Here is a 25313-nt window from a genome sequence, read left to right on the forward strand (position 1 = left end):
GATAAGGATCATATAAACTTAGGTTTTTCTCGCTAACTTGCGAACCGTATCAATGCCATTAAAACAGACGTTATTGCAGCAAGTCGCACACTCCGATTGGGCTGATTTCATTCGCACTGAAATTGAACAAGAATACATGCAAAGCTTGCTCACCTCTCTTGAGCAACGCCGTAGCCAAGAAACCATTTTCCCTGACTTTCAACACTGCTTTAATGCTTTTCGCCTAACAGCGTTTCGTGCCATTAAAGTGGTTATTATTGGTCAAGACCCCTACTTTAATCCCGGTCAAGCCATGGGCCTGTCATTCAGTGTTCCAAATGGCACAAAGCTGCCCCCTTCGTTAAGAAACATCTACAAAGAATTGCAGTCCGATTTAGCTATAGAAATGAGCGACAATGGCGACTTAACTCATTGGGCTGAACAAGGCGTATTTTTACTGAATGCAAGCCTTACTGTTACCCAAGGTCAGCCTGGCAGTCATCTCAAGCTTGGTTGGCAAACGTTTACCCAGCGCGTTATTGAATACATTAATCGATACCATCCTGGGGCTGTTTTTCTCAGTTGGGGAGCATTTGCCCATAAATTATGTCGGCAACTGGACACCACTAACCATTCGTTGATTAAAACCAGTCATCCAAGTCCTCTGGGGGCTCGACGCTCATCTGCATCGGCACCCGCTTTTATAGGCAGTCGCTGCTTTAGTCTCGCCAATCAGTTATTAGCTCAACGGGGCTTGTCGGCCATTGACTGGCAGCCTCAGCACAGTGTTCAAAAGCTTCTTTAATCTGATAACAAGCTGTCGAATAAGTAGTGCCTTAACTCTTGATAGTCAGCGGCTAAGTTGTGCGACAACAATGGCTTATTCACTACCGCGGCGAGTTCTTTGGGCAGGGCTAGCTCGATGGCTAAGCTCTGCTCGACACTTTGTTTAAACTTACTCGGATGCGCCGTTCCTAAAAAGATGCCAAGCTGATGCGGCGCTAACCCTTGCTCGAGAGCTTGCGCAGCAACAGCGGCATGAGGCTCACTGACATAGCCCTGTTGATGCATGGTCTTAAGACGATTTAACGTCGCTGCTTCGTCAACAGAAATGGCTTGTAGGCACTGACGAGATAAGTAATGCTCCATAAGATACTGCGCCCGTGGCCAGTTGCTTGGATCCGATACGTCCATGGCATTAGAAGCTGTGGCTTGGGTGGCATTAACCTGCCAATGACCATTGTTCCAATATCTTGGCACAGTATCGTTAATATTGGTGGCAGCCACAAATCGCTCAACGGGTAACCCCATAGCTTTACCCAACAAGCCTGCAGTAATATTGCCAAAATTACCGGAAGGCACTGAGATAACGATCTCGCGCTCAAGCCCTTGATTAAGCAAAGCCACGCCCTCAAAGTAGTAGCAAATTTGCGCCAACAATCGACTGATATTGATCGAATTGGCCGAGTTGAGCGATAACGCCTGCTTTAGCTCCTGATCTTCAAAAGCCAGTTTCACCAAGGCCTGACATTGGTCAAAGTCACCATCAATGGCCACCGTTGCAATGTTACCCCCCAAAGTACAAAACATCTTCTCCTGCAGCTCACTTATGCGCCCTTTAGGGTATAAGATCACCACCTGTACGTTATCTAACCCATAAAAAGCATCCGCAACCGCCGCCCCAGTGTCGCCACTGGTCGCTGTTAGAATGGTAATCTTCCGATTAGGATTAAGTTGCGACAGGCATTGAGCCATGAATCGCGCCCCGAAATCTTTGAACGCTAAGGTTGGCCCATGAAACAATTCTAGACAAAAGGTTTGTTCGGTCACCGCCTGTAATGGCAATTCAAAGTTAAACGCGTTTTCAACGATGCTATCGACTCGAGTTTGGCCAATTTCTTCCGCTAACCACGCGCCTAAAATCTGTTGACTACGCTCTACAAACGGCAATGTCAGCAATTCTTCTATATCGCTCAGTGTCGGTACTTTTGTTGGAAAAAACAGTCCTCTATCTTTACCTAAACCTTGAGTCAGTGCTTGTTGAAAATTCACCTTTTGTTGAGGGTGTTTTAAATTAAATAATTCCATTAGCTGTACTCCAATTGGCAACCGTTTGGATCGAGGCGACAGATATAGGCAAAGCCTTGCGAGCTTTGCAGGTAGTGTTGTTTAAGATAGCTAAGCCCTTGCTCGGCAAGCGATAAATCTCTACAGACCGAAAACAAGGTAGGTCCACTGCCAGAAATACTGCAACATGACATACCCAGCTCAAGCAGTGCCGCGCGTGCTGCTACGAAGCCTGGAATATGCTCAGCTCGGTAAGGCTCCGCTAACACGTCTTGAATATTGGCCAGCGCCAATGGTGAATTTTTGCTATGGCTTGCATGAATAAATGCGGCCAAATTCTGCCCATAGCTTATGGTGGTGGGTAGCGTAACTTGCTCAGGAAGCAACGAGCGCATGGTAGCGGTGGATAGGCTAATGCCAGGGTAAGCGATTAGCCAGTACCAGTCATCGAAGCTAGGCACGGTTACGCTCGGCTCATCACCATGGCCTACCATTAATTGAATGCCCCCTAAATAGCTAGGCGCGACATTATCAAAATGAATTGAGCCACTAATTTGGCCTTCTAACTCCCCCATTAATTGCAATAGTGTCGCCTTATCCATTGCATTGTTATAGTAGCCATTAAGTGCGGCGAGCGCCGCTACCACTGAACTGGCACTCGACCCTAAACCACTGCCAACCGGCAGGTTTTTAGTCAAACTAAGCTTAATCGGTGCTGCTGTTATCTCCAACCCCAGATCTGCCGCTTTCTGGTAATAAGCTTGGGCGCATTTCAACACGATGTTTTGCTGGGGGTCTAGCGGTAACGCGTCGCTCCATTCCCCATCAACAGACAATTCAAGGCCATGCTCAACAGCGCTGCGCTCAACCGTTACCACATCGCCTAAAGGCTCGCCCGTCACAGGCGCCAACGCAGCCCCAAGCAAATCGAAGCCAACCCCTAGGTTACCCATGGATGCCGGTGCATAGGCGCTTACTTTTCGGCTCATAAACTTACCTCTCTGCGCCAGTTTAGGGTGCGTAGAATGTCAGCAAAAACACCGGCAGCAGTTACCGAAGTTCCAGCGCCGTAGCCTCTCAACACGAAGGGCAGCGGCTGATAATAGCGACTGTAGAACGCCAAAGCGTTCTCACCATCTACCACAGTATATAATGGCTCATCGGCGGCCACTTCCACTACTTTGACCTGACATTTTCCTTGTTCAATAATACCTAGGTAGCGTAGCACTTTATGCTGTTGTGCAGCCTTTTCAATGCGCGTTGCCATCCACTCGTCAAGTTCACCAAGCCTTGCCATAAAGTCTTCGGTATCACCACTGGCATCAAACCATGAGGGAAGCACGCCCTCTACTTCGATGTCGGACAGCTCCATGGTTAAACCTGCTTCACGAGCGAGGATTAACACTTTTCGGGCAACATCCATGCCACTGAGATCATCCCGTGGATCCGGTTCGGTAAAGCACTTCTCCCGCGCAATTTTCGTAGCTTGAGACAAGCTCATGCCATTTTGTAACTCGCCGAAAATATAGGACAACGACCCAGACAGTACGCCTTCAAATCGATGCAGCTTGTCCCCTGCTGCCAATAACTTCTTTAGGTTATCAATCACAGGTAAGCCAGCGCCGACTGTGGTTTCGTATAGAAACAGACGTCGATGCGCTAAAGCCACCTGCCTAAGCTCGTTATAAAACGACTGCTGGGCGGTGTTGGCCTTCTTATTGGGGGTAACTACGTGCATACCGGCCGCTAAAAACTCGGGATAAGCTCTGGCTACGGTATCGTTACTTGTGCAGTCCACCAGCACCGGATTATGGAATTCTTGGGCTTTAACCCAATCAACTAAGTCGTTTATCTTAGCCGTTCGAGCACTTTTCTCGAGAAGCGCATTACAATTGTCAAGATCAATACCCTGCTCATCCAACAACATTTTGCGCGAGTTGCTTACCCCCACCAGTCGAATGGCTATGTTTTGCTGATTTAAGCTGCCGGCTTGCAGGTGCAGTTGCTTAAGCAATTCTGAGCCGACATGGCCATTGCCAACCAGAATCAAATCGACATACCAACGACTATCAAAAAACGCTTGATGACTGGCGGCTACAGCCGCTCGCACGCGATGTTCACCAATCACCACTGAAATGGAGCGCTCACTACTGCCCTGCGCCAAGGCTACAATGTTTGCACCGGCTTGGCTGATGGCACTGATGAATTTAGCAGCAACTCCTTTATAAGTGCGCATACCATCACCGATCAAAGAGACAATCGCCAACTTGGGCATCAATTTGATGGGCTCTAATAATTCTGACGCTAACTCTAGCTCGAACTCTTGCTCTAGGGTGGTTTGCGCGGTCATAGCATCTTCCTCCGCTACGCAAAAACTCACGCTGTACTCGGAGGAACTTTGGGTGATTAGGCTAACCGAAACACCGGTGCGGGATATGGCTCCAAAAACTCGGGATGCCATACCCACCATTCCTTTCATACCTGGACCGCACACCTCAACCATGGTGATATCATCAAGATTGGAAATGGCCTTTACCCGCTCGCTGCTGTCTGTGGTAGTAGACACTAATGAACCTTCTCCTTCAGGGTTCATGGTGTTCTTAATAACGCACGGAATGTGGTATTGGGCAATGGGAGCAATGGTTTTCGGATGCAGTACTTTGGCACCAAAATACGACAATTCCATGGCTTCTTGATAGCTTAATCGCTTCATCATTTTAGCGTTAGCAACAATACGCGGGTCGCAATTGTAGACCCCGTCGACATCGGTCCAGATCTCACAGCGACTGGCACCAGCAATCGCCGCTAACACGGCTGCAGAGTAGTCGGAACCATTGCGTCCAAGCAATACTTGTTGACCATCGGCGTTGCCAGCACTAAAACCCGGCAGTAGCCAAACCTGCTGAGAATCCCATTGCAAGTCACCGATCAAGGCTTGGCTTTTCGGAATATCAACCACGGCTTCCAATACATCTCCCTGTGCAAACAGTACCTTTTCCGGTGCAAGTTTACTCACCGACAGCCCAGATTGTTCAAGTAACAAATTCATCAAGCCCACGGAAAGCTTTTCACCGGCGCAAACAAAGCGGGCATACACACTGTCAGGACACTGCCTTAGAAGCTCTACACCTTTAAGCTGGCTTTGCCATAAAGATAATTGCGCTTGCAGTTGCTCATTAAAGCGGGCTTGCGCTTGCTCGTTAAGCCGATCTTTTGCCCCATTCGCCAAGGCACGATAGACGGTTTCAACAGCCTCTAAGGAGGTTGAGGCGTTTTCGCCAGTCGTTGCTAATTTGAGTGCGTTAATGAGGTTATTGGTCACCGTTGCAGGAGCCGAAAGCACAACCGCCAGCACCGCATGGTCTGATTGGCGGCGTAGTATATCGGCTACGTTGGCAAAACGAGTCCAATCGCCAAGAGAGGTGCCGCCAAACTTAACAACTTTCATATGATGCTCCTAGAGACTGTTTAGTCATAAAAAAAAGCCCGCTTCGGTTGGGAAACGGGCTCGTATATTTGATTAAGTTCTCGCTACGATTAGCCCGTCACAACAATTCCAATTGTCGTGGTTGTGGTAATGGTTGTAATCGTGCGACAAGTGCTAATCATGATTCTCTTGTTTAATTTTGTTTGTAAAATACATCTTGTTGGTTTCTAGAATGACGTAGCGCCTCATTTAAAGTCAAGCCTTGCACTGGGCGAATCAATTTTTTTCATAATGGCATTCAAAGACGCGAGCACTTGAGTATAGCCAGAGGCTTAGATACAGTGAAAAGAAAATGGATTTGCCATCATGTCGCAAGTATTACCTGACAAACTCGCCTATCGGATCCTACTTGGATTCGAGAAACATTTTCGATTGTTTATGCGCAATACCCGTGGCGCTTCAGAGCGTTTTTCGCAAGCACAATGGCAACAAGCACAAACGGCGCAGCGTGCCCGAATCAACCAATACAGCTTGATCGTCAGTCAAACCAGTGGTGAACTCATTCAATGGTTAGAAAAGCCGGTTATTTCTACTGAGCTGTGGCAATTGACTAAATGTGCTTATTCAAGGTTATTGCAACAGCACCCTCAGGCAGAGTTAGCGCAAACTTTCTTTAATTCAGTTTTTGCCCGATTGTTTCGCCATAAACAGCTCGATAATACCTACCTATACGTCAGCGATACGCCACCGAAAAGCAGCTTTGATTTGCAGTCGCAGTTTATTAAGTTTGACGTTGGCCGTCAGCTCAAACAAACCTTATTGCGCCACCTAAATCATATGCCTTGGTATAGTGCCCAAAACTGGCAGCACGGGTTGAATATGGCGGCCGATGAGTTGCTGCAACTTGGGTTAGAGCATGAGTGCCATACTTTAAAACTCATCAACACCTGTTTTTATCGCAATAAAGGCGCTTATATTATTGGTGCTCTGCGCAACGATGACGGCTTTGTTTTGCCCATAGCGTTGGCTTTCGCCCATAAAGAGGGCGCCATAGTGCTCGATGCACTGGTCGTTGGCCAAGATAACCTCAGTTTGGTGTTTAGCTTTGCACGATCTTACTTCATGGTGGAAACCGAGAACCCCGGCGCCTTAGTGGCTGCCTTACAAAAGTTGATGCCCAACAAAAGTTTGGCGGAGTTATACGCCTCGATTGGATTTCAAAAACACGGTAAAACAGAGCTATACCGAGACTTTATTAATCATCTCGACAACAGTGATGAGCAATTGGTGTGTGCCGATGGGATTAAAGGAATGGTGATGACAGTGTTCACCCTCCCCAGCTACCCGGTTGTATTCAAAGTGATAAAAGATAAATTTGCACCGCCTAAAGACGCTAATAAAGCCCTCGTTGTTGATAAATACGCCCTAGTTAAACGTCACGACCGAGTTGGGCGAATGGCTGACACCCATAGGTTTAGCCGCTTAAGCTTACCAAGAAATCGCTTCAGCCAAGCATTGTTGGATGAACTGTCTGAGCACGCCCCATCAGAGTTAGTGATTAGTGACAATAAGGTAGTGATAGAGCATTGTTACGTTGAGCGGCGCTTAACACCGTTAAACCTCTTCATTGAAAGCGCCTCTAATCAAGCGCTGGAATTGGTGATTCAAGAATACGGTCAGGCACTCAAAGACATGATTGCCGCTAACATTTTTCCTGGCGACATGTTGTTTAAGAACTTTGGCGTCAGTCGCCACGGCAGAGTCATTTTCTACGATTACGACGAAGTATGTTATCTGCATGAATGCAATTTTCGAGACATTCCCCCAGCTCGCTACCCAGAAGACGAAATGGCCGCAGAGCCCTGGTATTCGGTTGCTCCCAACGACGTGTTCCCAGAAGAGTTCGCCCGTTTTCTGTTAACAGACCCTCGAGTTCGACGCATTTTTTTAAAGCATCACCAAGACTTGCTAAGTGCACGTTACTGGAAGAAACAACAACAGAAAGTCGCGCAAGGGATCCAAGCGGACGTCTACCCCTACCCCAATTCTTGCAAAATCCGTTAAATTGGAACCTAGGTCACTTCTTTGTGTTCGGTGGATGCAGTATGATGCCGACAACTATTTTGGAGGCCCCATGACTATTTCTGATCACAAAGTTGTGACTTTGCACTACCGCCTGAGCGACGCTCAAGGCCAGTTAATTGAAAGCTCGTTTGACGGTGAGCCAATGGTTTACATTCACGGCGCTGACAACATGATTCCGGGCTTAGAATCCCAATTAACCGGTAAACAGGTTGGTGACAAACTCACAGCCGATGTTGCTGCCGCTGACGCCTACGGTGAATTCCAAGAAGCTTTACGCCAAGAAGTACCGGTAGAAGCGTTCGGCGACATTGAAGAAATCGTTCCTGGCATGCGTTTTATTGCGGAAACCGATGCTGGCCAACGACCTGTGCAAGTTGTTGAAGTAAAAGACGAAACCATTGTCGTTGATGGTAACCACCCGCTCGCTGGAGTGGCCTTAAGTTTTGACGTTGAAATCGTAGATATTCGCGATGCCAGCGCCGAAGAAATAGCCCACGGCCATGTGCACGAAGGCAGCGGCGGTTGTTGCGGTGGCGACAGCGAAGCTAAAGCAGAAGGCGGTTGCTGTGGCGGCGGTGGTAACGGCGATTGCAACGGCAGTGGCGGTTGTGGCGGTCATCACCACTAACGGCCAATCAAGCTACCCCATCTAAAAGCCTGCTCTTATGCAGGCTTTTTTGTAGCCTTTATACGGCACTATTGATTGCCCAATCGCCAAAATTTTACGAGATTTAACCGGCTTTCCATAGATGTTTGTTAGCTCCAAGGGTAAGATAAGCGTCGCAAAAACAACAATAACTGTGAGGATTAACAATGTTTAAGAAAGCCAGTGCTGCATTAATTGGATTAGCGGTATGCGGTGCGGTAGTTGCCAGTGAGTTTCGTTCACCAGAAGCGGCTATCGAATATCGTCAAAAGGCATTTTCACTGATGGCCCACAACTTCGGTAACATGGGCGATATGCTTAAAGGTAAAAAAGCCTTCAACGCCGATGAGTTTGCACAACGCGCCGCCAACGTAGCCGCCTTAGCTCATATTCCGGCGGAAGGCTTTGAAGACGGCACTGACAAAGGTGATACCGAAGCGCTTCCTAAAGTTTGGGACAACATGGATGACTTCAACAAACGCTTACTTGACCTACAGAATGACAGCGCCAAATTGGCTGAAGTAGCTGCAGCTAAAGCCGACAAAAAAGCGCTTGGCCAAGCATTCAAGCAGGTGGCCATGAACTGTAAAGGCTGTCACGATACTTACAAAAAAGATTAATCTCAGCTGATTAAAAAAACCGGCTAATGCCGGTTTTTTTATGTTTACTTTGCTACCAAAAATTGAGGATCGGCCGAATCATAAACCAATAGATTGGCACGCCTGTGATTGTCATTAACAGCGCTGCTTTCCAAAACGCCACAAACCTAAGTGACGTCCCGGGTTGAATTTGGGCCGCTGGCTTGCGGCCATGGATCATAGCAGCTATGAGCTTTTCCCCCTTGATAGAATGAATCGCAACCGCTGCAATATGAATGGCCGCGCAAATGAGCAAAAGGTCAAAATTGTTCTTGTGTAGCCAGGTTAACCAGGACACCCACTCAGCGGATGCGTATTGCGCCAACGGGCCTTCGGTAAATATCTCATCACTACTAAAGAGGCCAGTCACCAGTTGAACCAGCATAACGGCGAGCATTAAGACCACCATATAGCCCCCCAATGGGTTATGCCCTGCCGTTGGCGGCAGTTTTCCTTGAAGCAATAATGTTAAGTATGCCAAGGCTTTTTTAGGGGCCACCACAAATTGACTAAAACGAGCGGTATCACTGCCCATAACACCCCAAACCAATCGCATGAGCAGGAGCGTGGCAAAGCAGTAACCAAAAATCATGTGCAGACTCATTTCTGCTGAGTCCGCACTCCACCATAAACCGATAAAGCAAGCGATGCTTAACCAATGAAAGAGTCGAATCGGTAGGTCCCAAACCGGAACTTTTTGCGACGAAGGGGTTGAAGAATTGTTAGCAGATGGAGTCATCAACAGGCTCCTAAGGGGTTTATTATCTCGCCCATATTGGAGCCAATTCAGGCTAAAAACAAGCCCTAGATCAGAGAAAACAGCAGAAATTTGAGCAAGTGTTTAATTCCTATGCAAACACGCCAAAACAGCCAATTTTATTGATCAAACTCACATTTTTTCTGAAAAATAGTGATAATCTGAAATTAACTAAAGAGAAGAGGTAGCCTATGATCAATATCACCAGTAAGCAGTTCAACGTAACCGACTCTATCCGCGAACGTCTAAATTCTCGTTTCGAAAAATTGGCTAAGCACGAAGTTCCTCTTAACACACCTCACGTCATTATTACCCAAGAGCGACAGCAATTTAAGATTGAAGCCACCGTTAATATCGCCAATGGCAAGCTGTTTGCTCAAGCCAAAGCAGAGGATCTTTACGTCGCCATTACCGCGCTAGGGCAAAAGCTTGAGCGCCAGCTAAATAAGCAAACTCACAAAGCCGAGTCTTCTCGCAGACAACGACCGGTATTTGAAGAGCCAGAAGAAATTACCGACGAAGCCGCCGCTTAATCCTGTTAACGGTTTTCGAACGACCGCTTTGTTAACGCAAGCCGCATCCATTGCGGCTTGCTGCTTTTGAAGCTAACCATTTTTCAATTGACAGCCCTGACAGCATTCAGTAGTTTTAAAGCCATGACTCAACGCAGACAACCAATAGACGACATCGTGCTATTCACACGATTTTTTATCTTTACTGACCAAAGTTAGTAGAGGCGTTGCTGCATGTTAAACCCCCAATTGCAAAGCCTCCTTAATTTGGAGGCTTTTTTATTTTGAAAGAGGACACAATAATGGCTAAAGCGCCGCCACTAACTGATACTCGCCAAGCAATCACTCAGTTGGATCGAGACCTCATCGACCTGTTGGCCAAACGTCGAGCGCTCAGCTTAAATGTCGCCTTGAGCAAAGAAAGCACCCTCAAGCCCATCCGCGATGTGGAGCGAGAACAACAGCTGTTAACGCGGTTAATAACCGAAGGCCGAACTCAGGGATTAGACGCTCACTACGTGACACGTCTGTTTCAGACAATCATTGAAGATTCAGTGCTAAACCAACAAGCCTTTTTAGCGCAAAGAGCCAATCCAGACACCTCCAAACCGGCCTACCGGGTGGCGTTTTTAGGCGCTAAAGGTGCCTACAGCTATTTGGCCTCTAGCCGTTTTTGTGCTCGCCAAGGTGCTGATTTCCAACAACTTGGCTGTGGCACGTTCGACGAAGTTATTCATGCGGTTGAATCCGGTCAAGCGGACTATGGTTTATTGCCTATCGAGAATACCTCCAGCGGCAGTATCAATGAAGTTTATGACTTGCTGCAACACACTAACTTAGCCATTACAGCCGAAACTCGCATCGAAGTTAACCACTGCATACTGGCTAAAACCAGTCAACCTTTGGAGCAAGTGCGCAAAGTCTACGGTCACCCTCAAGCCATTAGTCAGTGCAGCCGTTTTTTAAAGTCTCAAGGGCACATCACACCGGTGTATTGTGCTTCAACCGCCGATGCCATGCTAGCGGTGTCGGAATCAACTGACGACAACGTGGCGGCAGTGGGCTCTGAAGAAGGCGGAAAAGCGTTTGAGCTATGCGCCGTAGAAAAAGGCATTGCCAACCAGCAACAAAATAGTAGCCGCTTTATCGTGGTGGCCCCAAAACCGGTAGAAGTACCTCAGCAAGTACCCGCTAAAACGACGTTTATTATGGCCACTGGGCAAAAACCTGGTGCTTTGGTGGATGCACTTATCGTGTTGAAGACCCACGGCATTAATATGTGCAAACTGGAATCTCGCCCGATACAAGGTAATCTGGGTGAAGAGATGTTCTACGTTGACGTCGAGGCCAATTTAGCCAGTCAATCGTTAAAAGATGCGTTGGCTCAGCTCACTCGATTAACCCGCTTTATTAAGGTCTTAGGTTGTTACGCTCGCGACGAAGTGAGCCCGGTGCATTTAACCGCTTCGCAATTAACACTACCTGAGCAAGGAGCGCTTAACAGTAATGATAGACCGCTGAGCTCTCGAGCTCACAAATACGACACTACCCAAGTTCAGCTGGGCGTTCATACGCTTGGTAGCGAGCAGTTTGCCACTATTGCAGGGCCGTCTGAGTGGAACAGTTCCATTCAGTTAGATGACAGTGCCAAAACACTGCGGGAATTTGGCGCTTGTGCCTTGGTTGCGGGTAATAGCGACATCACCGAGCAACAGGCTAATCAAGTCGCTTCGGTAGCTCGTAGCATGGAGCTTGCTTATGTCAGTCACGTGCAATTGCCACAGCAGGTGCAGCCACTTAGCCTGGTTGCCGATGTGTTTTTGCTCGAAGCCAACCAAATGCAGCAACATGCGCTGTTAACCGCTTTAGGACGGAGCCACAAACCGGTTATCCTTCGTCGTGCTCATACCGCCTCCATCTCAGATTGGTTGCAGGCGGCTCAACTCATCATGGCGCAGGGGAATCAACAAGTCATTTTATGCGAGTCTGGCGTGCAAACATTGGAAACGGGTAAGCGACTGACGCTGGATTTAACTTTGGTTCAGCAACTTAAACAGGAATCCCATTTACCTGTGATAGTTGAACCAGGTGCGGTTGAATCAAACTCGCAGGCGATAGCTGCGTTAACCATTGCCGCAAAAGCCATCGGCGCAGACGGCGTGTTATTGAATGTTCATCCAAACGCTCAAGCGCATCAATTGTCTTTGCACCAATTCGAAACATTGCAACGACAACTTCATAACTAAATTGCGGAGTAGGCCTCGCTTTTAGATTAGGATGTACTAAGTTAAATACGATAAAATAAGGGTTTTGCAACTAGGAATCAGCCATGTCCGTTGAAGTGACTTTAATGCAACGTGCCGACAGTAAATGTGAGCTATGCGGTGCCGATAAAATTCTATCGGTTTACCCTGTACCTGCATCGGCTGCTGACGATGCCGAGCATAGCGTACTCGCGTGCGATACTTGTCAGGCGCAATTAACCTCTCCAGATCTTGTCGACGCAAATCATTGGCGCTGTCTCAATGACTCCATGTGGAGTCAAACCGCTGCGGTGCAAGTGGTGGCTTGGCGTCAACTTAAGGTGCTCACTGAAAAAGGCGAAACCTGGGCGCAAGATTTACTGGATATGCTCTATCTCGAGCCAGATACTCAAGCGTGGGCTGAAGCGGGTTATGAAGAGCCGGAAGACGACGATACCGAGCCAACGTTAGACTGTAATGGTGCTCGCCTGTCTGAGGGCGATACGGTCCACCTTATGAAAGATTTAGTGGTTAAAGGGGCCAACTTCACGGCCAAACGAGGCACGCCAGTGCGCAATATCTCGTTAACCAGTAACCCATTGCACATCGAAGGCCGAGTTAATGGAACTCGCATTGTAATCATCTCCGATTACGTTAAGCGCTCTACCTTGGCCGAGCGACAATAATAGCGACTCAATTGCTGCAAACTATAAAAGCATCCTGTCGGATGCTTTTTTTATGCTTCAGGCAAACTCCATACCGCCCATTCGTTACCGCAAGGGTCGCAAAAGTGAAAACGCCTACCGCCCGGAAATTCAAAAATGGGTTTGACAACACGGCCACCGTGCTCCACCACCTGCTCAAGGCAAGCTTCAAGCGCATCGCTAAACAACACCACTAATGCGGCACCGGCTTCAGTAGACGATGACAGGGGGGCCAAATAAAAGCCGCCATCAAGTCCTGCACTGGCGCTGGAAAACGCTGTGTATTGCTCCCCATAATCGCTAAATTGCCATTCAAATACGTCACTGAAGAAACGCTTGATTTTAACAAGGTCGTTGGCGGGCAATTCAATATAATTAATGGGTGCTTTCATAATGACTCATTAAACCATGCAGCCATCGGTCAGGCGTAACCAACCTTTGACAATACGATAGGCAAACCAGCTGGCGGTAATACACACAATTGACATGCTAAGCCAAGCCGGTGCCACAGCGATGCTTACCCCATAACCTAGAAGGGCTATGCAGGCCGACTGACGTTGCCAACGAACGTGATTGGCCACCAAAGAACCGTCTTGGGTCGTGGATTGGGTTAGGTTGATGACAAACCCTAATGCAGCCGGTAAACCGTAGAGCGGGAACGCGAGAAACAAGGCGTACAGTAAATGCGCCAAGGTACCATCTTCCGTTGTAGAACTTCGGATATTCGTGGTATTCAAAAATCACCTCTCTCGCCCATGCAGTTAGTCATAAGCATAGCTTGAAAATGAGAATCGTTAAACACTGGGTTAAATTTGCCGTGAATCGTTGGCCGATTTGAGCATATTTCGACTCTCTCTTTGGAATTGACCGGCAAAATCACCAAACCATTTCCCCACCTCATTAAACGTCGCAATAAACTGGTCGCGATCACCAGCTTGCAGTATTTTTAAGGCTTCTTGATAGCGCTTCAAATAATCCGCAATGGCATCGTGGCTATGCTCTTGAGCAAAAATAATGTCAGTATACAGTTCGGCATCCTGAGCAAACAGGCGCCCGACCATCGCCAGTTCAAGCCGGTAGATGGGCGACGAGAACTGCAGTAGCACGTCCAAATCTGCATTTTCTTTATACAGGTTATAGCCGTAAACAAACGACGAAAAGTGACGCATGGCCTGTACCAGCTGCATGGCTTCATCGTGCTGATGAGCATCGGCCTCGGCTAATCGTGCACCCCAGATTTTTATTTGCTCCAACAGCCATTGATAAGCGTCAGAATCGCGACCGTGGCAAACCACAACTAACTGCTTTGCTAACGAGCCCACATCAGGACCAAACATAGGATGCAACCCAACAACCGGGCCTTTATGAGCAGCCAACATCGCCGCTACGGGCTTACTTTTAACTGACGTAAGATCCGCGAGAATGCAATCGTCAGCTAACGTTGGTAAGCGGCTAATAACCGACTCGGTAACACTGATTGGCACACTCACGATAACCATGCTGGCATTGTCGCAAATGGCTTCAGCCTGATCCCAATCGTGTTTATCTAAAATCCGAACCTCATAGCCAGATAACGTCAGCATCTGATGGAACAAACCACCAAGCTGACCGTGCCCTCCGACAATAACGATGGGGCGCAGGTCTGTCTTGATTTGCTTAAAGCCCACGTCTTTTTCGTTCAAATAAGATTCGCGCATCAGGCGGCGCAATATATCTTCAACAAGCTGCGGCGATATGCCAACTTCTTGAGCTTCGTTACGACGTTTAGCCAGCATGCTCGCTTCTCTTTGTGGCGCGTATATCGGCACACCCGCCTTATGCTTAACCGCGCCGACTTGAGCGACGAGGTCCATACGTCTTCGCAGCAAACTAATGAGTGACTGATCAACGTCGTCAATTTGATCTCGTAAGCGTTCCAGATCTTGGGTACTTTTTTCTTGCATAATCAATCCTCAAAACGCGTTGCAAGCACAGGAGCGACCGTTTCGGCTGACTCTCTTAAGAGCGTTTCTGTGGTGTCCCAATCAATGCAAGCGTCGGTCACAGACACCCCATATTCTAGCTCGTGCTTAGCAAGGTTTGTTGATTGATTGCCTTCTTTCAAATGACTTTCGAGCATGATGCCTATAATCGAGCGATTTCCTTCGACAATTTGGGCCATCACATTCTTTGTCACTAACGGCTGTAAACGATGATCTTTATTGGAGTTACCATGACTGCAATCCACGACTAGGCGAGCAGTGAGGCCGGCGTCATGAAGCAAACGTTCTGCCTGAGCAATGTTCACTGAATCGTAATTAGGTTGGCTGCCACCGCGTAAAATCACATGCCCATCGGGATTGCCTTGTGTTTGCAGCAATGCGACCTGTCCTGAAGGATTGATTCCCATAAAGCGGTGCTGGCTCGCAGCGGACTTAAGGGCATTAATTGCAACCCCAAGCTTACCGTCGGTTCCGTTTTTAAAACCAACCGGCATGGATAACCCGGATGCCATTTCTCGGTGGGTTTGAGACTCTGTGGTACGAGCACCAATGGCCGACCAGGAAATTAACTCCGATAAATATTGCGGGCTGATGGGGTCTAACGCTTCGGTTGCCACCGGCAGTTCAAGCTCGGCCAACCAAATTAGCAGCTCCCGGGCGGTATGTAAGCCTTGCTCAACATCAAAAGAGTTATCCATGTGCGGATCGTTTATTAGCCCTTTCCAACCAACCGTTGTGCGGGGCTTTTCAAAATAGACGCGCATTAAAATGAACAGTTGGTCGTTGAGTTCGTCGTGCAATTTTTTGAGCTTGAGCGCATATTCTTTAGCCGATTCAATATCATGAATAGAACAAGGGCCGACAACGGCTAACACTCGGTTGTCGCGCTTATGCACTATGTCTGACACCGTTTTTCGAGCAGAGCGTATATATCGATAAGCGTTGTCCGACAATGGCAGTTTTTGAGCCAGCTCAGTTGGCGTAACTAAGACCTGCTCAGAAGAAATATGGACATTATTAATTTTGTCTTGCTGCATTGTAATCACCACTTATTTTCAGCTGCGCCCAAAATAGACGTCAGCACAGCATGCCTAGGCTACAAAAAGGATTCAAGAAGGTTTTACAAAACCGTGAATTAAATTCAAAAATCATAGGGGACGTACCCTACCCCCGCAACTCATTGAAAAGAGAGCAAACAAAAAATAGGGGTACGTCCCCTATGCGGGAAGCCAAAAAGCAAAAACCCGCCAAAGGGCGGGTTTTGCTGCGAACACATGCTTGTTTTGATCGGTGAGCGTTGCTTAGTTAAGCTTCTCACGGATACGTGCAGACTTACCAGAACGACTACGCAAGTAGTAAAGTTTGGCACGACGTACACGACCACGACGTTTAACGTCGATTTTTTCAACAAGTGGGCTGTGAGTCTGGAAGCAGCGCTCAACACCTTCGCCATTAGAAATCTTACGTACAGTGAATGCAGAGTGTAAACCACGGTTCTTAACCGCGATTACAACGCCTTCGAAAGCCTGTAGACGAGTTTTGTTACCTTCAGTAACACGTACTTGAACTACAACGGTATCACCAGGACCAAATTTTGGTAGGTCCTGCTTCATTTGCTCTTGTTCGAGCTGTTTGATGATATTGCTCATTATAAACTCCAATCTAGGTTAACTGTCCGATTTGTCCAGTTCGTTCGCTTCTGCTACGAATTCGGCAAACAGCGTCGTTTGCTCGTCAGTCAGAGCTAGGTTGTTAAACAGTTCTGGCCGTCTTAACCATGTCCTACCTAAGGACTGCTTTAACCGCCAGCGACGTATATGTTCGTGGTTGCCACTTAAAAGCACTTCGGGTACTTGTCTGCCTTCTAAAAGCTCTGGTCGAGTGTAATGTGGACAATCGAGCAAGCCGTCGCTAAACGAATCTTGTTCGGCTGATGCCTGCTTACCTAACACGCCTGGAATTAAACGCGAAACCGCGTCAATAAGAGTCATCGCTGGCAACTCACCGCCAGATAGTACGTAATCGCCTATAGACCACTCTTCATCCACAAGTGTCTGGATAACCCGTTCGTCGATACCCTCGTAGCGACCACAGACCAGTATCAGCTTGTCGTTCTCTGCCAATTCAGACACACCAGTTTGAGTGAGCTGGCGTCCCTGTGGTGACAAATAAATTACCTTCGCACCTTCACCTGCAGCGGCTTTAGCTGCGTTGATGGCATCCGTTAAGGGTTGCACCATCATAAGCATTCCCGGTCCGCCGCCATAAGGCCTATCGTCCACAGTGCTGTGCTTATCATGGGCGAAATCACGAGGATTCCACGTATGCAACTCTAGTATCCCGCTTTTTATGGCTCGACCGGTTACTCCAAAGTCTGATATGGCTTTAAACATATCTGGAAACAGGGTGATAACCCCTAACCACATAGTAAACCCCTCAGACTAAAAGTCCGGTTCCCAATCCACGGTTATTTGTCGACTTTCTAAGTTCACATTAATGATGAACTGGTCAGTGACAAATGGTATTAATCTTTCTTTTTGGCCAAAGGCATCTTTTTTATTGGCTTTCACTTTAAGAACGTCGTTTGACCCCGTTTCCAGGATGTCATCCACCGCTCCCATGTGATAACCCTTGGTGTTGATTACTTCACAACCTATGATATCGCGCCAGTAGAACTCGTCTTCTGGCAGCTCTTCGAGCTGTTCGGCTTTTACGCCAATTTCGCAATTCACCAGTTGTTGAGCAGCTTCGCGATCGTCCACAGTGCTTAACAGCGCTACCGGACCTTTCGCATGAGATCGCCATTGAGCGATTTCAATTTGCTGCCACTTCCCACGAACTTTTAAGTACCACGGGTCGTAATCAAAGATGCCTTCGGCTACGTCGGTAAAGCTATTGACTCTAAGCCAGCCTTTTACCCCGTAAACGGAGCCAAGTTTGCCTAGAACGACCATTTCTTGGTCTGCCATAAAATAACCCTACCTTATCGATTAAGCAGCTTTTTGAGCTTGCTTGATCAGTTGGGCAACGCGATCTGACGTACCAGCGCCAGTTTCTACCCAGTGCGCGATACGATCGAGATCAAGGCGTAAAGCTTCTTCTTGACCACGAGCAACAGGGTTAAAGAAACCCACGCGCTCAATAAAACGACCGTTACGAGCATTGCGGCTATCAGCCACAACTACATGATAAAATGGACGTTTCTTAGAACCGCCACGTGCTAAACGAATGGTTACCATACGTTTATTTCCTCTAATGGTTTGCTAAAAGCAAAATAAAACTGGGACCCGTGTTCGCTAAGGTCCCAGAAAGAAAGCCGCAAAATTTTACCTGAATTGGCCATAATTGCAACTATTAACCGCAGCAAACTGCTTACGGTGTCAAATTTTTGAGTCGTTTCTAACGTCCAGGAAAGCGCATACCTGGAGGCATCATTCCTTTCATGCCGCGCATCATTTTCTGCATGCCACCTTTACCAGACATCTTCTTCATCATCTTTTGCATCTGATTAAACTGCTTGAGTAAGCGGTTAACGTCTTGCAATTGCGTGCCAGAGCCTGCCGCAATACGACGCTTACGTGACCCTTTAATGATATCGGGGCGAGCTCGTTCCGCCGGCGTCATGGAATTGATAATGGCTTCCATTTGGTTGGTCATTTTGCCATCTTGAACTTGTTGCAACGCATCCGGCGGCAATTGTCCGACTCCGGGCAGTTTTTCGATCATGCTCATCATGCCGCCCATATCGCGCATTTGCGCCAATTGATCGCGAAAGTCTTCAAGGTCAAAGCCTTTGCCTTTCTGAACTTTCTTAGCCATTTTCATGGCTTTGTCTTTGTCTACCTTGCGCTCAACTTCTTCAATAAGCGATAGCACATCGCCCATACCTAAGATGCGCGACGCCACTCGGTCTGGGTGGAATGGCTCTAGGGCATCAGTCTTCTCACCGACCCCTAAAAACTTAATCGGTTTACCGGTAATGTGACGAATTGACAGCGCAGCACCGCCGCGAGCATCACCGTCAATCTTGGTTAACACCACACCCGTTAATAGTAATGCTTCGTTGAAAGCTTTCGCGGTGTTCGCCGCATCTTGCCCCGTCATTGCATCCACTACGAATAAGGTTTCAACCGGATTAACCGCCGCATGCAGCGCTTTAATTTCAGCCATCATGGCTTCATCAACAGCCAATCGACCCGCAGTATCCACCAGCAGCACATCGGCAAATTGAGTTTTGGCCGCATCGATAGCGCCGTTGACAATATCAACCGGCTTTTCAGACACATCGGACGGATGGAAAATGGCACCGACATCGTCTGCTAAAGTCTGCAATTGCTTAATTGCCGCTGGGCGATAGACGTCGGCACTCACCACCATGACTTTCTTCTTATGACGCTCGCTTAACAGCTTAGCCAGTTTCGCCACACTGGTGGTTTTACCGGCACCCTGCAAACCAGCCATCATAACAACTGCTGGCGGTTGAGCGGCTAAGTCTAAGGCTTCGTTCTGCTCACCCATGGCCGCTTCAAGTTCGCTTTGAACGATCTTAATAAATGCTTGCCCTGGACTTAGGCTTTTAGCGACTTCTTGCCCCAGGGCGCGTTCTTTAACCTTCTTAACAAAGTCTCTGACAACTGGCAACGCCACGTCAGCCTCAAGCAATGCCATGCGCACTTCGCGCAGGGTATCTTTAATGTTATCTTCGGTTAATCGGCCGCGACCACTGACATTTTTCAGGGTGCGAGAAAGGCGGTCAGATAAATTTTCAAACATTGTTTTTCGAAGGTCCTAATGTCCAAGGAGAGCCGGCATTATACGCACAGCAAAGCAAGCTCGCTAGTATCCATTGCTGGTTGCGTTAATCTCACCATAATAAGTAGCGGCCACTGTGTCACAAATCGGCACGGCCCTACAAATAATTGTGGTCGTTATTGCTGCGTTTTGCCACTTAGGTCACTCACTAACAAAGCAAAGATCGTGATATGCTAGCAAGAATTATCTCATCGATGGCAGCAGTGGCCATCCAAGAAAACGTTTTATAGGTTAACTAAATGATTCCAGTTTCCGTTGCCGCTATCGTACTTTACGCCATTGCCCTTGTCTTGGTAGGCAGCCGCTTAACCCATGAAAAAGGCCCTAACCGAAAAGCCGTAGCGGCCATAGCTGCCGTTGCGGTTGCTGCGCACGCCTATTTAATCAATAACATGATGTTTGCCGTAGAAGGGCAAAATTTCAGCATCATTAACGTGATATCACTGGTCAGCCTAATTATTTCGCTCAGTTTTGTTGTGGTGATGTCTCGTGTGAAAGTCATCGTAATGGTACCTGTGGTCTTTGCACTGTCGATTTTAAGCATCGCTGCAATGATGTTTATTCCAGATACCTATACCACTCACTTTGATAATGAGCCTGAATTAACTTCTCACATTGTACTGAGCTTACTCGCCTACAGCGTGTTAATGATTGCAGCCCTGTATGCGGTTCAGCTCAATGCCATCCAAAACCGCCTTAAATCGCGTAAGCTTGCGCTGAGTCCTGGTTTGCCACCACTACTGACCGTTGAAAAGCAACTGTATCACTTGGTCATGGCGGGCATCATCTTGCTCAGCTTGAGCCTAGCTACCGGCTTTATCTTCCTAGAAGATATGTTTGCAGAAGGTAAAGGCCATAAGAGCATCCTGTCGATGCTGGCTTGGTTGGTTTACGCCCATCTTCTAATACAACACTACCGCCAAGGCGTCCGCATCCGAACCGCCGTTCTGTATACTTGGACCGGCGCGTTGCTACTCAGTGTTGCCTATTTTGGCGCGCGTATCGTAAAAGAGTTCATTCTGAGTTAATCTGTTCATCTATTGAACAAGTTATCACCCCACCGGCCTATCGAGGTGAGCGTGGGGTTATTTATCGCCGTACAGGGAGCGCGCACGTTTTTTGGAAGAAATAGCCACCTCAACGCTGGTCATCATTTTGATCGCGTTACTGATCATATCAGCTTACTTCTCCGGTTCAGAAACCGCCATGATGGCACTGAACCGCTACCGATTACGCCATCTCAGCAAAGAAGGCCATAAAGGCGCACAGCGGGCCAGCAAACTGCTGGAGCGTCCAGATAGACTTATTGGACTGATACTGATCGGCAATAACCTGGTTAATATTCTCGCTTCGGCCATCGCAACCATCATCGGCTTGCGCTTATACGGTGATGCCGGGATCGCCATTGCCACCGGTGTATTAACCATGCTGGTATTGGTATTTGCCGAAGTGACGCCAAAAACAGTTTCCGCCTTATACCCTGAAAAAATCGCCTTTCCTTCCAGTTACCTGCTACGCATATTGCTGTGGATCCTCAGCCCATTAGTCAAAATTGTAAATTGGATAACCAATGGTTTTTTACGTTTGCTCGGCTTGCGTTTAGACCAAGACAAAGACGAACTCAGCCAAGAAGAGCTTCGAACTGTGGTTCACGAAACCGGGGCCATGATTCCCAGACGCCACCGCGAAATGTTGCTTTCAATTCTCGATTTAGAAAAAGTGACTGTTGAAGACGTCATGGTACCTCGCTCTGAGGTGTACTCCATTAACGTCAATGACGATCTTAAATCCATCACTAAAATGCTCACTCACAGCCCTCATACGCGGGTAGTGCTGTATAGGGACAACATCGACGATGTAGTAGGTTTTTTACACGTGCGTGATGTGATGCGCTTGCTTACCAAACAGCAGTTTAGCAAAGCCACTTTGCTGAGAAGTTCTAAAGAAGCCTATTATATTCCAGAAGGCACACCGCTAAACGTGCAACTGCTGAAGTTTCAGAGAAACAAAGAACGTTGTGGATTAGTGGTTGATGAGTACGGAGATATTCAAGGCCTAGTGACCCTCGAAGACATCCTAGAGGAAATCGTAGGTGACTTTACCACCTCGGTAGCCCCCACGCCCTCCGAAGAAATCAAGCCTCAGCAAGATGGTAGCTTTTTGATTGAAGGCGGGATTAACGTTCGAGAGCTCAATAAAGAAATGAATTGGCAATTGCCTACCGATGGTCCGAAAACCCTAAACGGCCTTATTATTGAATACCTTGAGGACATACCCGGTGAAAAAATCGGGTTGAAAATTGGCGACTATCCTATGGAAATTGTTGAAGTTAAAGACAATATGATTAAAACCGTTCGGGTTGAAGCAACAAGCTAATGGGATCCCATATGACACTAGGTACTCCAGCAATATTATTCAGTGCCATTGCACTGATAATGCTCGCCTTTACTAACCGATTTTTCGTCATAGCGAAGCTCATTCGCGACATTCACTCGGACCGTGGCAATCGCCCCGACTTACAGGTCAAGCAAATACCTAATCTACGTAAGCGACTGAATTTAATAAAATACATGCAAGCGATGGGAGTTATTGCTTTTATTCTATGTACCGTATCAATGATGTTCATTTTCATTGAGCACCCGGACATAGGAGCCGGCATTTTTATCGCTTCCGTTTTATGCTTAATGATTTCTTTGTTAATTTCGCTTTGGGAAGTCATGATATCCACTAAAGCTTTAGATATTGTGCTTGCGGATCGTGAAGACGAAGGCTAAGTCGTGAAAACGAAAGCTAATGTGGTGTTTAACACTGCGCCAAAGAAGCTGGTGATACGCTTTGGCACTCAGAGTCAAAACCAGAAAAGGCAAAACTTGCGAGATTTGCCACTGTCGTTTTGGCAACTTGCCTTAAGTCATTGCAAAGCCAGTATTTTATCTGTGACCAAAGGGGCGCAACAAACCGCTTTTCTGCTCTCAGAATCCAGCTTAGTTATTAGCGACTCTGAACTGGTTTTGATTACCTGCGGTGATACTCGCCTTATCGACGCAGCAACCTATCTGATTGCCGCACTGACCACAGCCCCCATTGAGGCCATCTGGTTTCAACGCCACAAAGACGCCGTTAACCATGCAAACCCGTCTAAGTTTGAGCATGATTGCTCGCAATTGAATGCTCAATTAGCTCTGTTGGCTAAAGGGCAGCAACAAACCACCATCGCGGCTGAGCACAGTTGTTGGCAGTGGCATGCCTTTGAGCAGGCCTCTATTAGCCTAACGCCGCATAGAGAAGTGCAGTTAAAGGAATTATCTAGCTCATTATGTGAACGTTTAAGAGAGCCATCGCGGCAAGTGAATGAAATCAAGCGGCTGCTGTATAGCGATGACTTTCTAAAGGATTGGCTTGTGGATGAACACTTATTCACACCTCACGGCTTTAGCTTAAACGCGCTCAATGGCCCACACTACCTAACGGTCCACTTAAGCCCAGAGCCTCAGCATTCGCTTTTAAGCATTGACACCAATTACCCGCAAACGCTCGCCTTTCAACGCTGGCTTACTCATCTAGAGCGAACAATGGCTCCTTCCAAGACCCTTGTAATGTCGCTATCGCCGTCGATTAGGTCTCAAGATTCCGCCACCGCAAAAGCGCTGGCGTAACGTTTTTCATCGCTAATACTCAGGTGAATCTGACGCCCACCTATAGCGTGCAAACGCTCAAGTGCACCATCGCTTAAGTGGCACAAAGGTGCCCCTACTTGGTTGTTGCTTATCTCAATGTGCTGAAACGATACACCTCGACCAATACCGGTTCCCAGCGCCTTTGCTACTGCTTCTTTGGCGGCAAAGCGTTTCGCTAAATAGCGCTCTGGCTGAGCGCTTTGCTGGAATATCTGTATCTCGGTAGGCGTTAGGACACGCGCTATTAGGCGCTCTAGGCTGTTGCCAGTTTTTCCTTGAAACCGTTCAATATCGACAATGTCAGTGCCGATGCCAACAATTGCCATTAGCAACAACTGCCGGTCGTACACTGACGCGCTTGGCGCATTAGCGTTTTCATATCAGCAACCGCTTTATCCAAGCCGTCGATGGCAGCGCGCGCGATGATGGCGTGGCCAATATTCAATTCATAAAATTCGGGAATAGCGGCAATGGGTAGAATATTGTGATAATGCAAACCGTGTCCTGCATTGACCACCAAACCTTGAGCAGCGGCATACTTAGCCATGGCTTTAATGCGCCCAAGTTCGGCTTCTTTATCGGCTTCTCCGGTCGCATCGGCATAATGCCCTGTGTGTATTTCAATATACGGTGCTTTGGTGGCAACCGTGGCATCTATTTGGGCCTGATCAGCATCGATAAACAGGGAAACCTTAATGCCCGCTTGTGATAAACGCGCCACCGCGTCAGCAATTTTTTGCTGCTGCCCAACTACGTCTAAACCGCCTTCTGTGGTGAGTTCTTCCCGCTTTTCTGGAACCAAGCACACATAAGCCGGCTTCACATCTAAGGCGATGTTAATCATTTCTTCAGTGACCGCCATTTCTAGATTCATGCGGGTCTTTACGGTTTGCGCCAAAATGTACACATCGCGGTCAACAATGTGGCGTCGATCTTCCCTTAGGTGAACCGTAATCCCATCAGCGCCCGCATGCTCGGCTACGGCTGCGGCATGAACTGGGTCTGGATAATCGGTGCCTCTTGCTTGGCGCAAGGTGGCAATGTGGTCAATGTTGACGCCTAGCAATAGTTCAGTCATGGGGTTCTCCTTTTCGTTGCTGAAACAGTTGTCGACTGGTCAGCGGCTTATCCCCTAACAAGGGAGTTAACAATTGTCTTAATAATATTTTTGCTTGCGGCCAATGTTCATCCGCTAAATATTGATTACCTAAGGCTTTCAGTGTTCCACCATTATAATTAGCACCCGGCTCATGCACCTGACAGGGCGAAAATCCTTGTTGTGGTATCAATTGGTACCAACAATTGTCGGTTAGTGGCTCGCCGTGAATATCGTCAGTTAAGCTCGGCGCAGCACCAAGGTTATCCAGCAACGTCCATTCAAAATATCGCAGCACCGGCTCTAAAGGCAAACCTTTCGCTAATTGCAGTAACGATTGATGATAACGTTCGAATAGATGCAGATTCGGATCCTGTTCGGCTAATAACCGAACGCAAATCTCATTGATGTAGAGGCCAGCATATTGGGGTTTTCCCAAGAGCGGAATAGCCGCAGCCGCGCTTTCAAAGCGTCTTAAAGTCTTGAGCTGACTGCGGCCGCTCAATTCAACCAACAAGGGTTGAAAAGGCTGCAAAATGGCGCGATTAGCTCGCTGAGCTTTACTGGTACCCACTCGCACTACCGCGCCGATTAAGCCATCGTGCTCGCTCAACAACTGGACGAGCAGCTTAGATTCTTGGTAAGGGCGAGCGTGCAGTAAATAAGCGCGTTGCATGGGTTGTGTTAA

At 47.8% G+C, this 25313-nt stretch carries 27 protein-coding genes; 11 read left to right on the forward strand and 16 right to left on the reverse strand.

The window, feature by feature from the left end; all coding sequences use genetic code 11:
* The first annotated feature begins 52 nt into the window (after positions 1-52).
* Complete coding sequence (ung, locus tag CLC91_RS04000; protein WP_095498088.1) at positions 53-784, forward strand: uracil-DNA glycosylase; 732 nt, start codon at positions 53-55, stop codon at positions 782-784.
* On the opposite strand, the gene thrC is transcribed toward ung, so the two are convergent.
* Genes thrC through thrA form a run of 3 tightly spaced genes read right to left on the reverse strand, consistent with a single transcriptional unit; the run spans position 781 to position 5494 of the window.
* Entirely contained in the window at positions 781-2067 is a 1287-nt protein-coding gene (gene thrC / locus CLC91_RS04005; protein ID WP_095500044.1) for a threonine synthase, read from the reverse strand. The two genes, ung and thrC, sit on opposite strands and share 4 nt — an antisense overlap.
* Complete coding sequence (gene thrB / locus CLC91_RS04010) at positions 2067-3035, reverse strand: homoserine kinase (protein WP_095498086.1); 969 nt, start codon at positions 3033-3035, stop codon at positions 2067-2069. Before thrB ends, thrC begins: the two co-directional genes overlap by 1 nt.
* Entirely contained in the window at positions 3032-5494 is a 2463-nt protein-coding gene (thrA, locus tag CLC91_RS04015; RefSeq protein ID WP_095498085.1) for a bifunctional aspartate kinase/homoserine dehydrogenase I, read from the reverse strand. Before thrA ends, thrB begins: the two co-directional genes overlap by 4 nt.
* A 345-nt stretch (positions 5495-5839) precedes the next feature.
* Between thrA and aceK the strand changes: the two genes are divergently transcribed.
* The 3 genes from aceK (at position 5840) to CLC91_RS04030 (ending at position 8824) form a co-directional block, all read left to right on the forward strand.
* Positions 5840-7537 carry a bifunctional isocitrate dehydrogenase kinase/phosphatase gene (aceK, locus tag CLC91_RS04020; RefSeq protein WP_095498084.1) on the forward strand — a complete coding sequence of 566 codons (1698 nt, stop codon included), beginning with the start codon at positions 5840-5842 and terminating at the stop codon, positions 7535-7537.
* Positions 7538-7607: 70 nt separating this feature from the next.
* Positions 7608-8186, forward strand: coding sequence for an FKBP-type peptidyl-prolyl cis-trans isomerase (locus tag CLC91_RS04025; protein ID WP_095498147.1), 579 nt, complete (start codon positions 7608-7610; stop codon positions 8184-8186).
* Between the two features lie 185 nt (positions 8187-8371).
* Positions 8372-8824 carry a c-type cytochrome gene (locus CLC91_RS04030; protein ID WP_095498083.1) on the forward strand — a complete coding sequence of 151 codons (453 nt, stop codon included), beginning with the start codon at positions 8372-8374 and terminating at the stop codon, positions 8822-8824.
* Positions 8825-8876: 52 nt separating this feature from the next.
* Here the strand turns inward: CLC91_RS04030 and CLC91_RS04035 are convergent, their stop codons facing one another.
* Positions 8877-9581, reverse strand: a complete 705-nt coding sequence (locus tag CLC91_RS04035) for a cytochrome b/b6 domain-containing protein (RefSeq protein ID WP_095498082.1) — start codon at positions 9579-9581, stop codon at positions 8877-8879.
* Positions 9582-9790: 209 nt separating this feature from the next.
* On the opposite strand from CLC91_RS04035, the gene hpf reads away from it, so the two are divergent.
* The 3 genes from hpf (at position 9791) to CLC91_RS04050 (ending at position 13040) form a co-directional block, all read left to right on the forward strand.
* On the forward strand, positions 9791-10132 hold the full coding sequence (hpf, locus tag CLC91_RS04040) for a ribosome hibernation-promoting factor, HPF/YfiA family (protein WP_095498081.1): 342 nt from the start codon (positions 9791-9793) through the stop codon (positions 10130-10132).
* A gap of 281 nt (positions 10133-10413) precedes the next feature.
* Entirely contained in the window at positions 10414-12357 is a 1944-nt protein-coding gene (gene pheA, locus CLC91_RS04045; RefSeq protein ID WP_095498080.1) for a prephenate dehydratase, read from the forward strand.
* Positions 12358-12440: 83 nt separating this feature from the next.
* A complete protein-coding gene (locus CLC91_RS04050) occupies positions 12441-13040 on the forward strand; it encodes a PhnA domain-containing protein (RefSeq protein WP_095498079.1) in 600 nt (199 codons plus the stop codon).
* Between the two features lie 50 nt (positions 13041-13090).
* Here CLC91_RS04050 and CLC91_RS04055 read toward each other — a convergent pair whose 3' ends face one another.
* The 9 genes from CLC91_RS04055 to ffh all read right to left on the reverse strand — a co-directional run bounded on the left by CLC91_RS04055 (position 13091) and on the right by ffh (position 19813).
* The gene (locus CLC91_RS04055) at positions 13091-13450 is read right to left on the reverse strand and encodes a VOC family protein (RefSeq protein WP_095500045.1); all 360 of its coding nucleotides are present in this window, start codon (positions 13448-13450) and stop codon (positions 13091-13093) included.
* Positions 13451-13459: 9 nt separating this feature from the next.
* On the reverse strand, positions 13460-13795 hold the full coding sequence (locus CLC91_RS04060) for a hypothetical protein (RefSeq protein WP_095498077.1): 336 nt from the start codon (positions 13793-13795) through the stop codon (positions 13460-13462).
* A gap of 69 nt (positions 13796-13864) precedes the next feature.
* Positions 13865-15001, reverse strand: coding sequence for a bifunctional chorismate mutase/prephenate dehydrogenase (tyrA, locus tag CLC91_RS04065; RefSeq protein ID WP_095498076.1), 1137 nt, complete (start codon positions 14999-15001; stop codon positions 13865-13867).
* A gap of 2 nt (positions 15002-15003) precedes the next feature.
* Positions 15004-16077: a 3-deoxy-7-phosphoheptulonate synthase gene (locus tag CLC91_RS04070; RefSeq protein WP_095498075.1), complete on the reverse strand. Its 1074-nt coding sequence runs from the start codon at positions 16075-16077 to the stop codon at positions 15004-15006.
* Positions 16078-16341: 264 nt separating this feature from the next.
* Positions 16342-16689 (reverse strand): 50S ribosomal protein L19, encoded by a 348-nt coding sequence (gene rplS / locus CLC91_RS04075; RefSeq protein ID WP_095498074.1) that lies wholly within the window; start codon positions 16687-16689, stop codon positions 16342-16344.
* An 18-nt stretch (positions 16690-16707) separates the two neighbouring features.
* Positions 16708-17466: a tRNA (guanosine(37)-N1)-methyltransferase TrmD gene (gene trmD / locus CLC91_RS04080; RefSeq protein WP_095500046.1), complete on the reverse strand. Its 759-nt coding sequence runs from the start codon at positions 17464-17466 to the stop codon at positions 16708-16710.
* 15 nt (positions 17467-17481) lie between these two features.
* Positions 17482-18009, reverse strand: coding sequence for a ribosome maturation factor RimM (rimM, locus tag CLC91_RS04085; RefSeq protein WP_095498072.1), 528 nt, complete (start codon positions 18007-18009; stop codon positions 17482-17484).
* A 21-nt stretch (positions 18010-18030) separates the two neighbouring features.
* Positions 18031-18279, reverse strand: a complete 249-nt coding sequence (rpsP, locus tag CLC91_RS04090; RefSeq protein ID WP_095498071.1) for a 30S ribosomal protein S16 — start codon at positions 18277-18279, stop codon at positions 18031-18033.
* A gap of 160 nt (positions 18280-18439) precedes the next feature.
* The gene (gene ffh, locus CLC91_RS04095) at positions 18440-19813 is read right to left on the reverse strand and encodes a signal recognition particle protein (protein ID WP_095500047.1); all 1374 of its coding nucleotides are present in this window, start codon (positions 19811-19813) and stop codon (positions 18440-18442) included.
* 278 nt (positions 19814-20091) lie between these two features.
* Between ffh and CLC91_RS04100 the strand changes: the two genes are divergently transcribed.
* The 4 genes from CLC91_RS04100 (at position 20092) to CLC91_RS04115 (ending at position 23508) form a co-directional block, all read left to right on the forward strand.
* The gene (locus CLC91_RS04100; protein ID WP_095498069.1) at positions 20092-20880 is read left to right on the forward strand and encodes a cytochrome C assembly family protein; all 789 of its coding nucleotides are present in this window, start codon (positions 20092-20094) and stop codon (positions 20878-20880) included.
* Between the two features lie 91 nt (positions 20881-20971).
* Complete coding sequence (locus CLC91_RS04105) at positions 20972-22228, forward strand: HlyC/CorC family transporter (protein ID WP_095498068.1); 1257 nt, start codon at positions 20972-20974, stop codon at positions 22226-22228.
* Between the two features lie 11 nt (positions 22229-22239).
* On the forward strand, positions 22240-22626 hold the full coding sequence (locus tag CLC91_RS04110) for a DUF2721 domain-containing protein (protein WP_095498067.1): 387 nt from the start codon (positions 22240-22242) through the stop codon (positions 22624-22626).
* Positions 22627-22629: 3 nt separating this feature from the next.
* Positions 22630-23508, forward strand: a complete 879-nt coding sequence (locus tag CLC91_RS04115; RefSeq protein WP_095500048.1) for a hypothetical protein — start codon at positions 22630-22632, stop codon at positions 23506-23508.
* Here CLC91_RS04115 and acpS read toward each other — a convergent pair.
* Genes acpS through recO form a run of 3 tightly spaced genes read right to left on the reverse strand, consistent with a single transcriptional unit; the run spans position 23475 to position 25301 of the window.
* The gene (gene acpS, locus CLC91_RS04120) at positions 23475-23855 is read right to left on the reverse strand and encodes a holo-ACP synthase (RefSeq protein ID WP_095498065.1); all 381 of its coding nucleotides are present in this window, start codon (positions 23853-23855) and stop codon (positions 23475-23477) included. The two genes, CLC91_RS04115 and acpS, sit on opposite strands and share 34 nt — an antisense overlap.
* Positions 23855-24607, reverse strand: a complete 753-nt coding sequence (gene pdxJ / locus CLC91_RS04125; protein ID WP_095500049.1) for a pyridoxine 5'-phosphate synthase — start codon at positions 24605-24607, stop codon at positions 23855-23857. The genes acpS and pdxJ overlap by 1 nt, the downstream gene beginning before the upstream one ends.
* Positions 24600-25301, reverse strand: a complete 702-nt coding sequence (recO, locus tag CLC91_RS04130; RefSeq protein WP_095498063.1) for a DNA repair protein RecO — start codon at positions 25299-25301, stop codon at positions 24600-24602. Before recO ends, pdxJ begins: the two co-directional genes overlap by 8 nt.
* Between the last annotated feature and the right edge of the window lie 12 nt (positions 25302-25313).

Source organism: Paraferrimonas haliotis (assembly GCF_002282895.1).
Taxonomy (GTDB): Bacteria; Pseudomonadota; Gammaproteobacteria; order Enterobacterales; family Shewanellaceae; genus Paraferrimonas; species Paraferrimonas haliotis.

Coding starts and splice junctions, on each gene's coding strand:
- ung (WP_095498088.1), top strand. CDS start 53: ATGCCATTAAAACAGACGTTATTGCAGCAAGTCGCACACTCCGATTGG.
- thrC (WP_095500044.1), bottom strand. CDS start 2,067: ATGGAATTATTTAATTTAAAACACCCTCAACAAAAGGTGAATTTTCAA.
- thrB (WP_095498086.1), bottom strand. CDS start 3,035: ATGAGCCGAAAAGTAAGCGCCTATGCACCGGCATCCATGGGTAACCTA.
- thrA (WP_095498085.1), bottom strand. CDS start 5,494: ATGAAAGTTGTTAAGTTTGGCGGCACCTCTCTTGGCGATTGGACTCGT.
- aceK (WP_095498084.1), top strand. CDS start 5,840: ATGTCGCAAGTATTACCTGACAAACTCGCCTATCGGATCCTACTTGGA.
- CLC91_RS04025 (WP_095498147.1), top strand. CDS start 7,608: ATGACTATTTCTGATCACAAAGTTGTGACTTTGCACTACCGCCTGAGC.
- CLC91_RS04030 (WP_095498083.1), top strand. CDS start 8,372: ATGTTTAAGAAAGCCAGTGCTGCATTAATTGGATTAGCGGTATGCGGT.
- CLC91_RS04035 (WP_095498082.1), bottom strand. CDS start 9,581: ATGACTCCATCTGCTAACAATTCTTCAACCCCTTCGTCGCAAAAAGTT.
- hpf (WP_095498081.1), top strand. CDS start 9,791: ATGATCAATATCACCAGTAAGCAGTTCAACGTAACCGACTCTATCCGC.
- pheA (WP_095498080.1), top strand. CDS start 10,414: ATGGCTAAAGCGCCGCCACTAACTGATACTCGCCAAGCAATCACTCAG.
- CLC91_RS04050 (WP_095498079.1), top strand. CDS start 12,441: ATGTCCGTTGAAGTGACTTTAATGCAACGTGCCGACAGTAAATGTGAG.
- CLC91_RS04055 (WP_095500045.1), bottom strand. CDS start 13,450: ATGAAAGCACCCATTAATTATATTGAATTGCCCGCCAACGACCTTGTT.
- tyrA (WP_095498076.1), bottom strand. CDS start 15,001: ATGCAAGAAAAAAGTACCCAAGATCTGGAACGCTTACGAGATCAAATT.
- CLC91_RS04070 (WP_095498075.1), bottom strand. CDS start 16,077: ATGCAGCAAGACAAAATTAATAATGTCCATATTTCTTCTGAGCAGGTC.
- rplS (WP_095498074.1), bottom strand. CDS start 16,689: ATGAGCAATATCATCAAACAGCTCGAACAAGAGCAAATGAAGCAGGAC.
- trmD (WP_095500046.1), bottom strand. CDS start 17,466: ATGTGGTTAGGGGTTATCACCCTGTTTCCAGATATGTTTAAAGCCATA.
- rimM (WP_095498072.1), bottom strand. CDS start 18,009: ATGGCAGACCAAGAAATGGTCGTTCTAGGCAAACTTGGCTCCGTTTAC.
- rpsP (WP_095498071.1), bottom strand. CDS start 18,279: ATGGTAACCATTCGTTTAGCACGTGGCGGTTCTAAGAAACGTCCATTT.
- ffh (WP_095500047.1), bottom strand. CDS start 19,813: ATGTTTGAAAATTTATCTGACCGCCTTTCTCGCACCCTGAAAAATGTC.
- CLC91_RS04100 (WP_095498069.1), top strand. CDS start 20,092: ATGATTCCAGTTTCCGTTGCCGCTATCGTACTTTACGCCATTGCCCTT.
- CLC91_RS04110 (WP_095498067.1), top strand. CDS start 22,240: ATGACACTAGGTACTCCAGCAATATTATTCAGTGCCATTGCACTGATA.
- acpS (WP_095498065.1), bottom strand. CDS start 23,855: ATGGCAATTGTTGGCATCGGCACTGACATTGTCGATATTGAACGGTTT.
- pdxJ (WP_095500049.1), bottom strand. CDS start 24,607: ATGACTGAACTATTGCTAGGCGTCAACATTGACCACATTGCCACCTTG.
- recO (WP_095498063.1), bottom strand. CDS start 25,301: ATGCAACGCGCTTATTTACTGCACGCTCGCCCTTACCAAGAATCTAAG.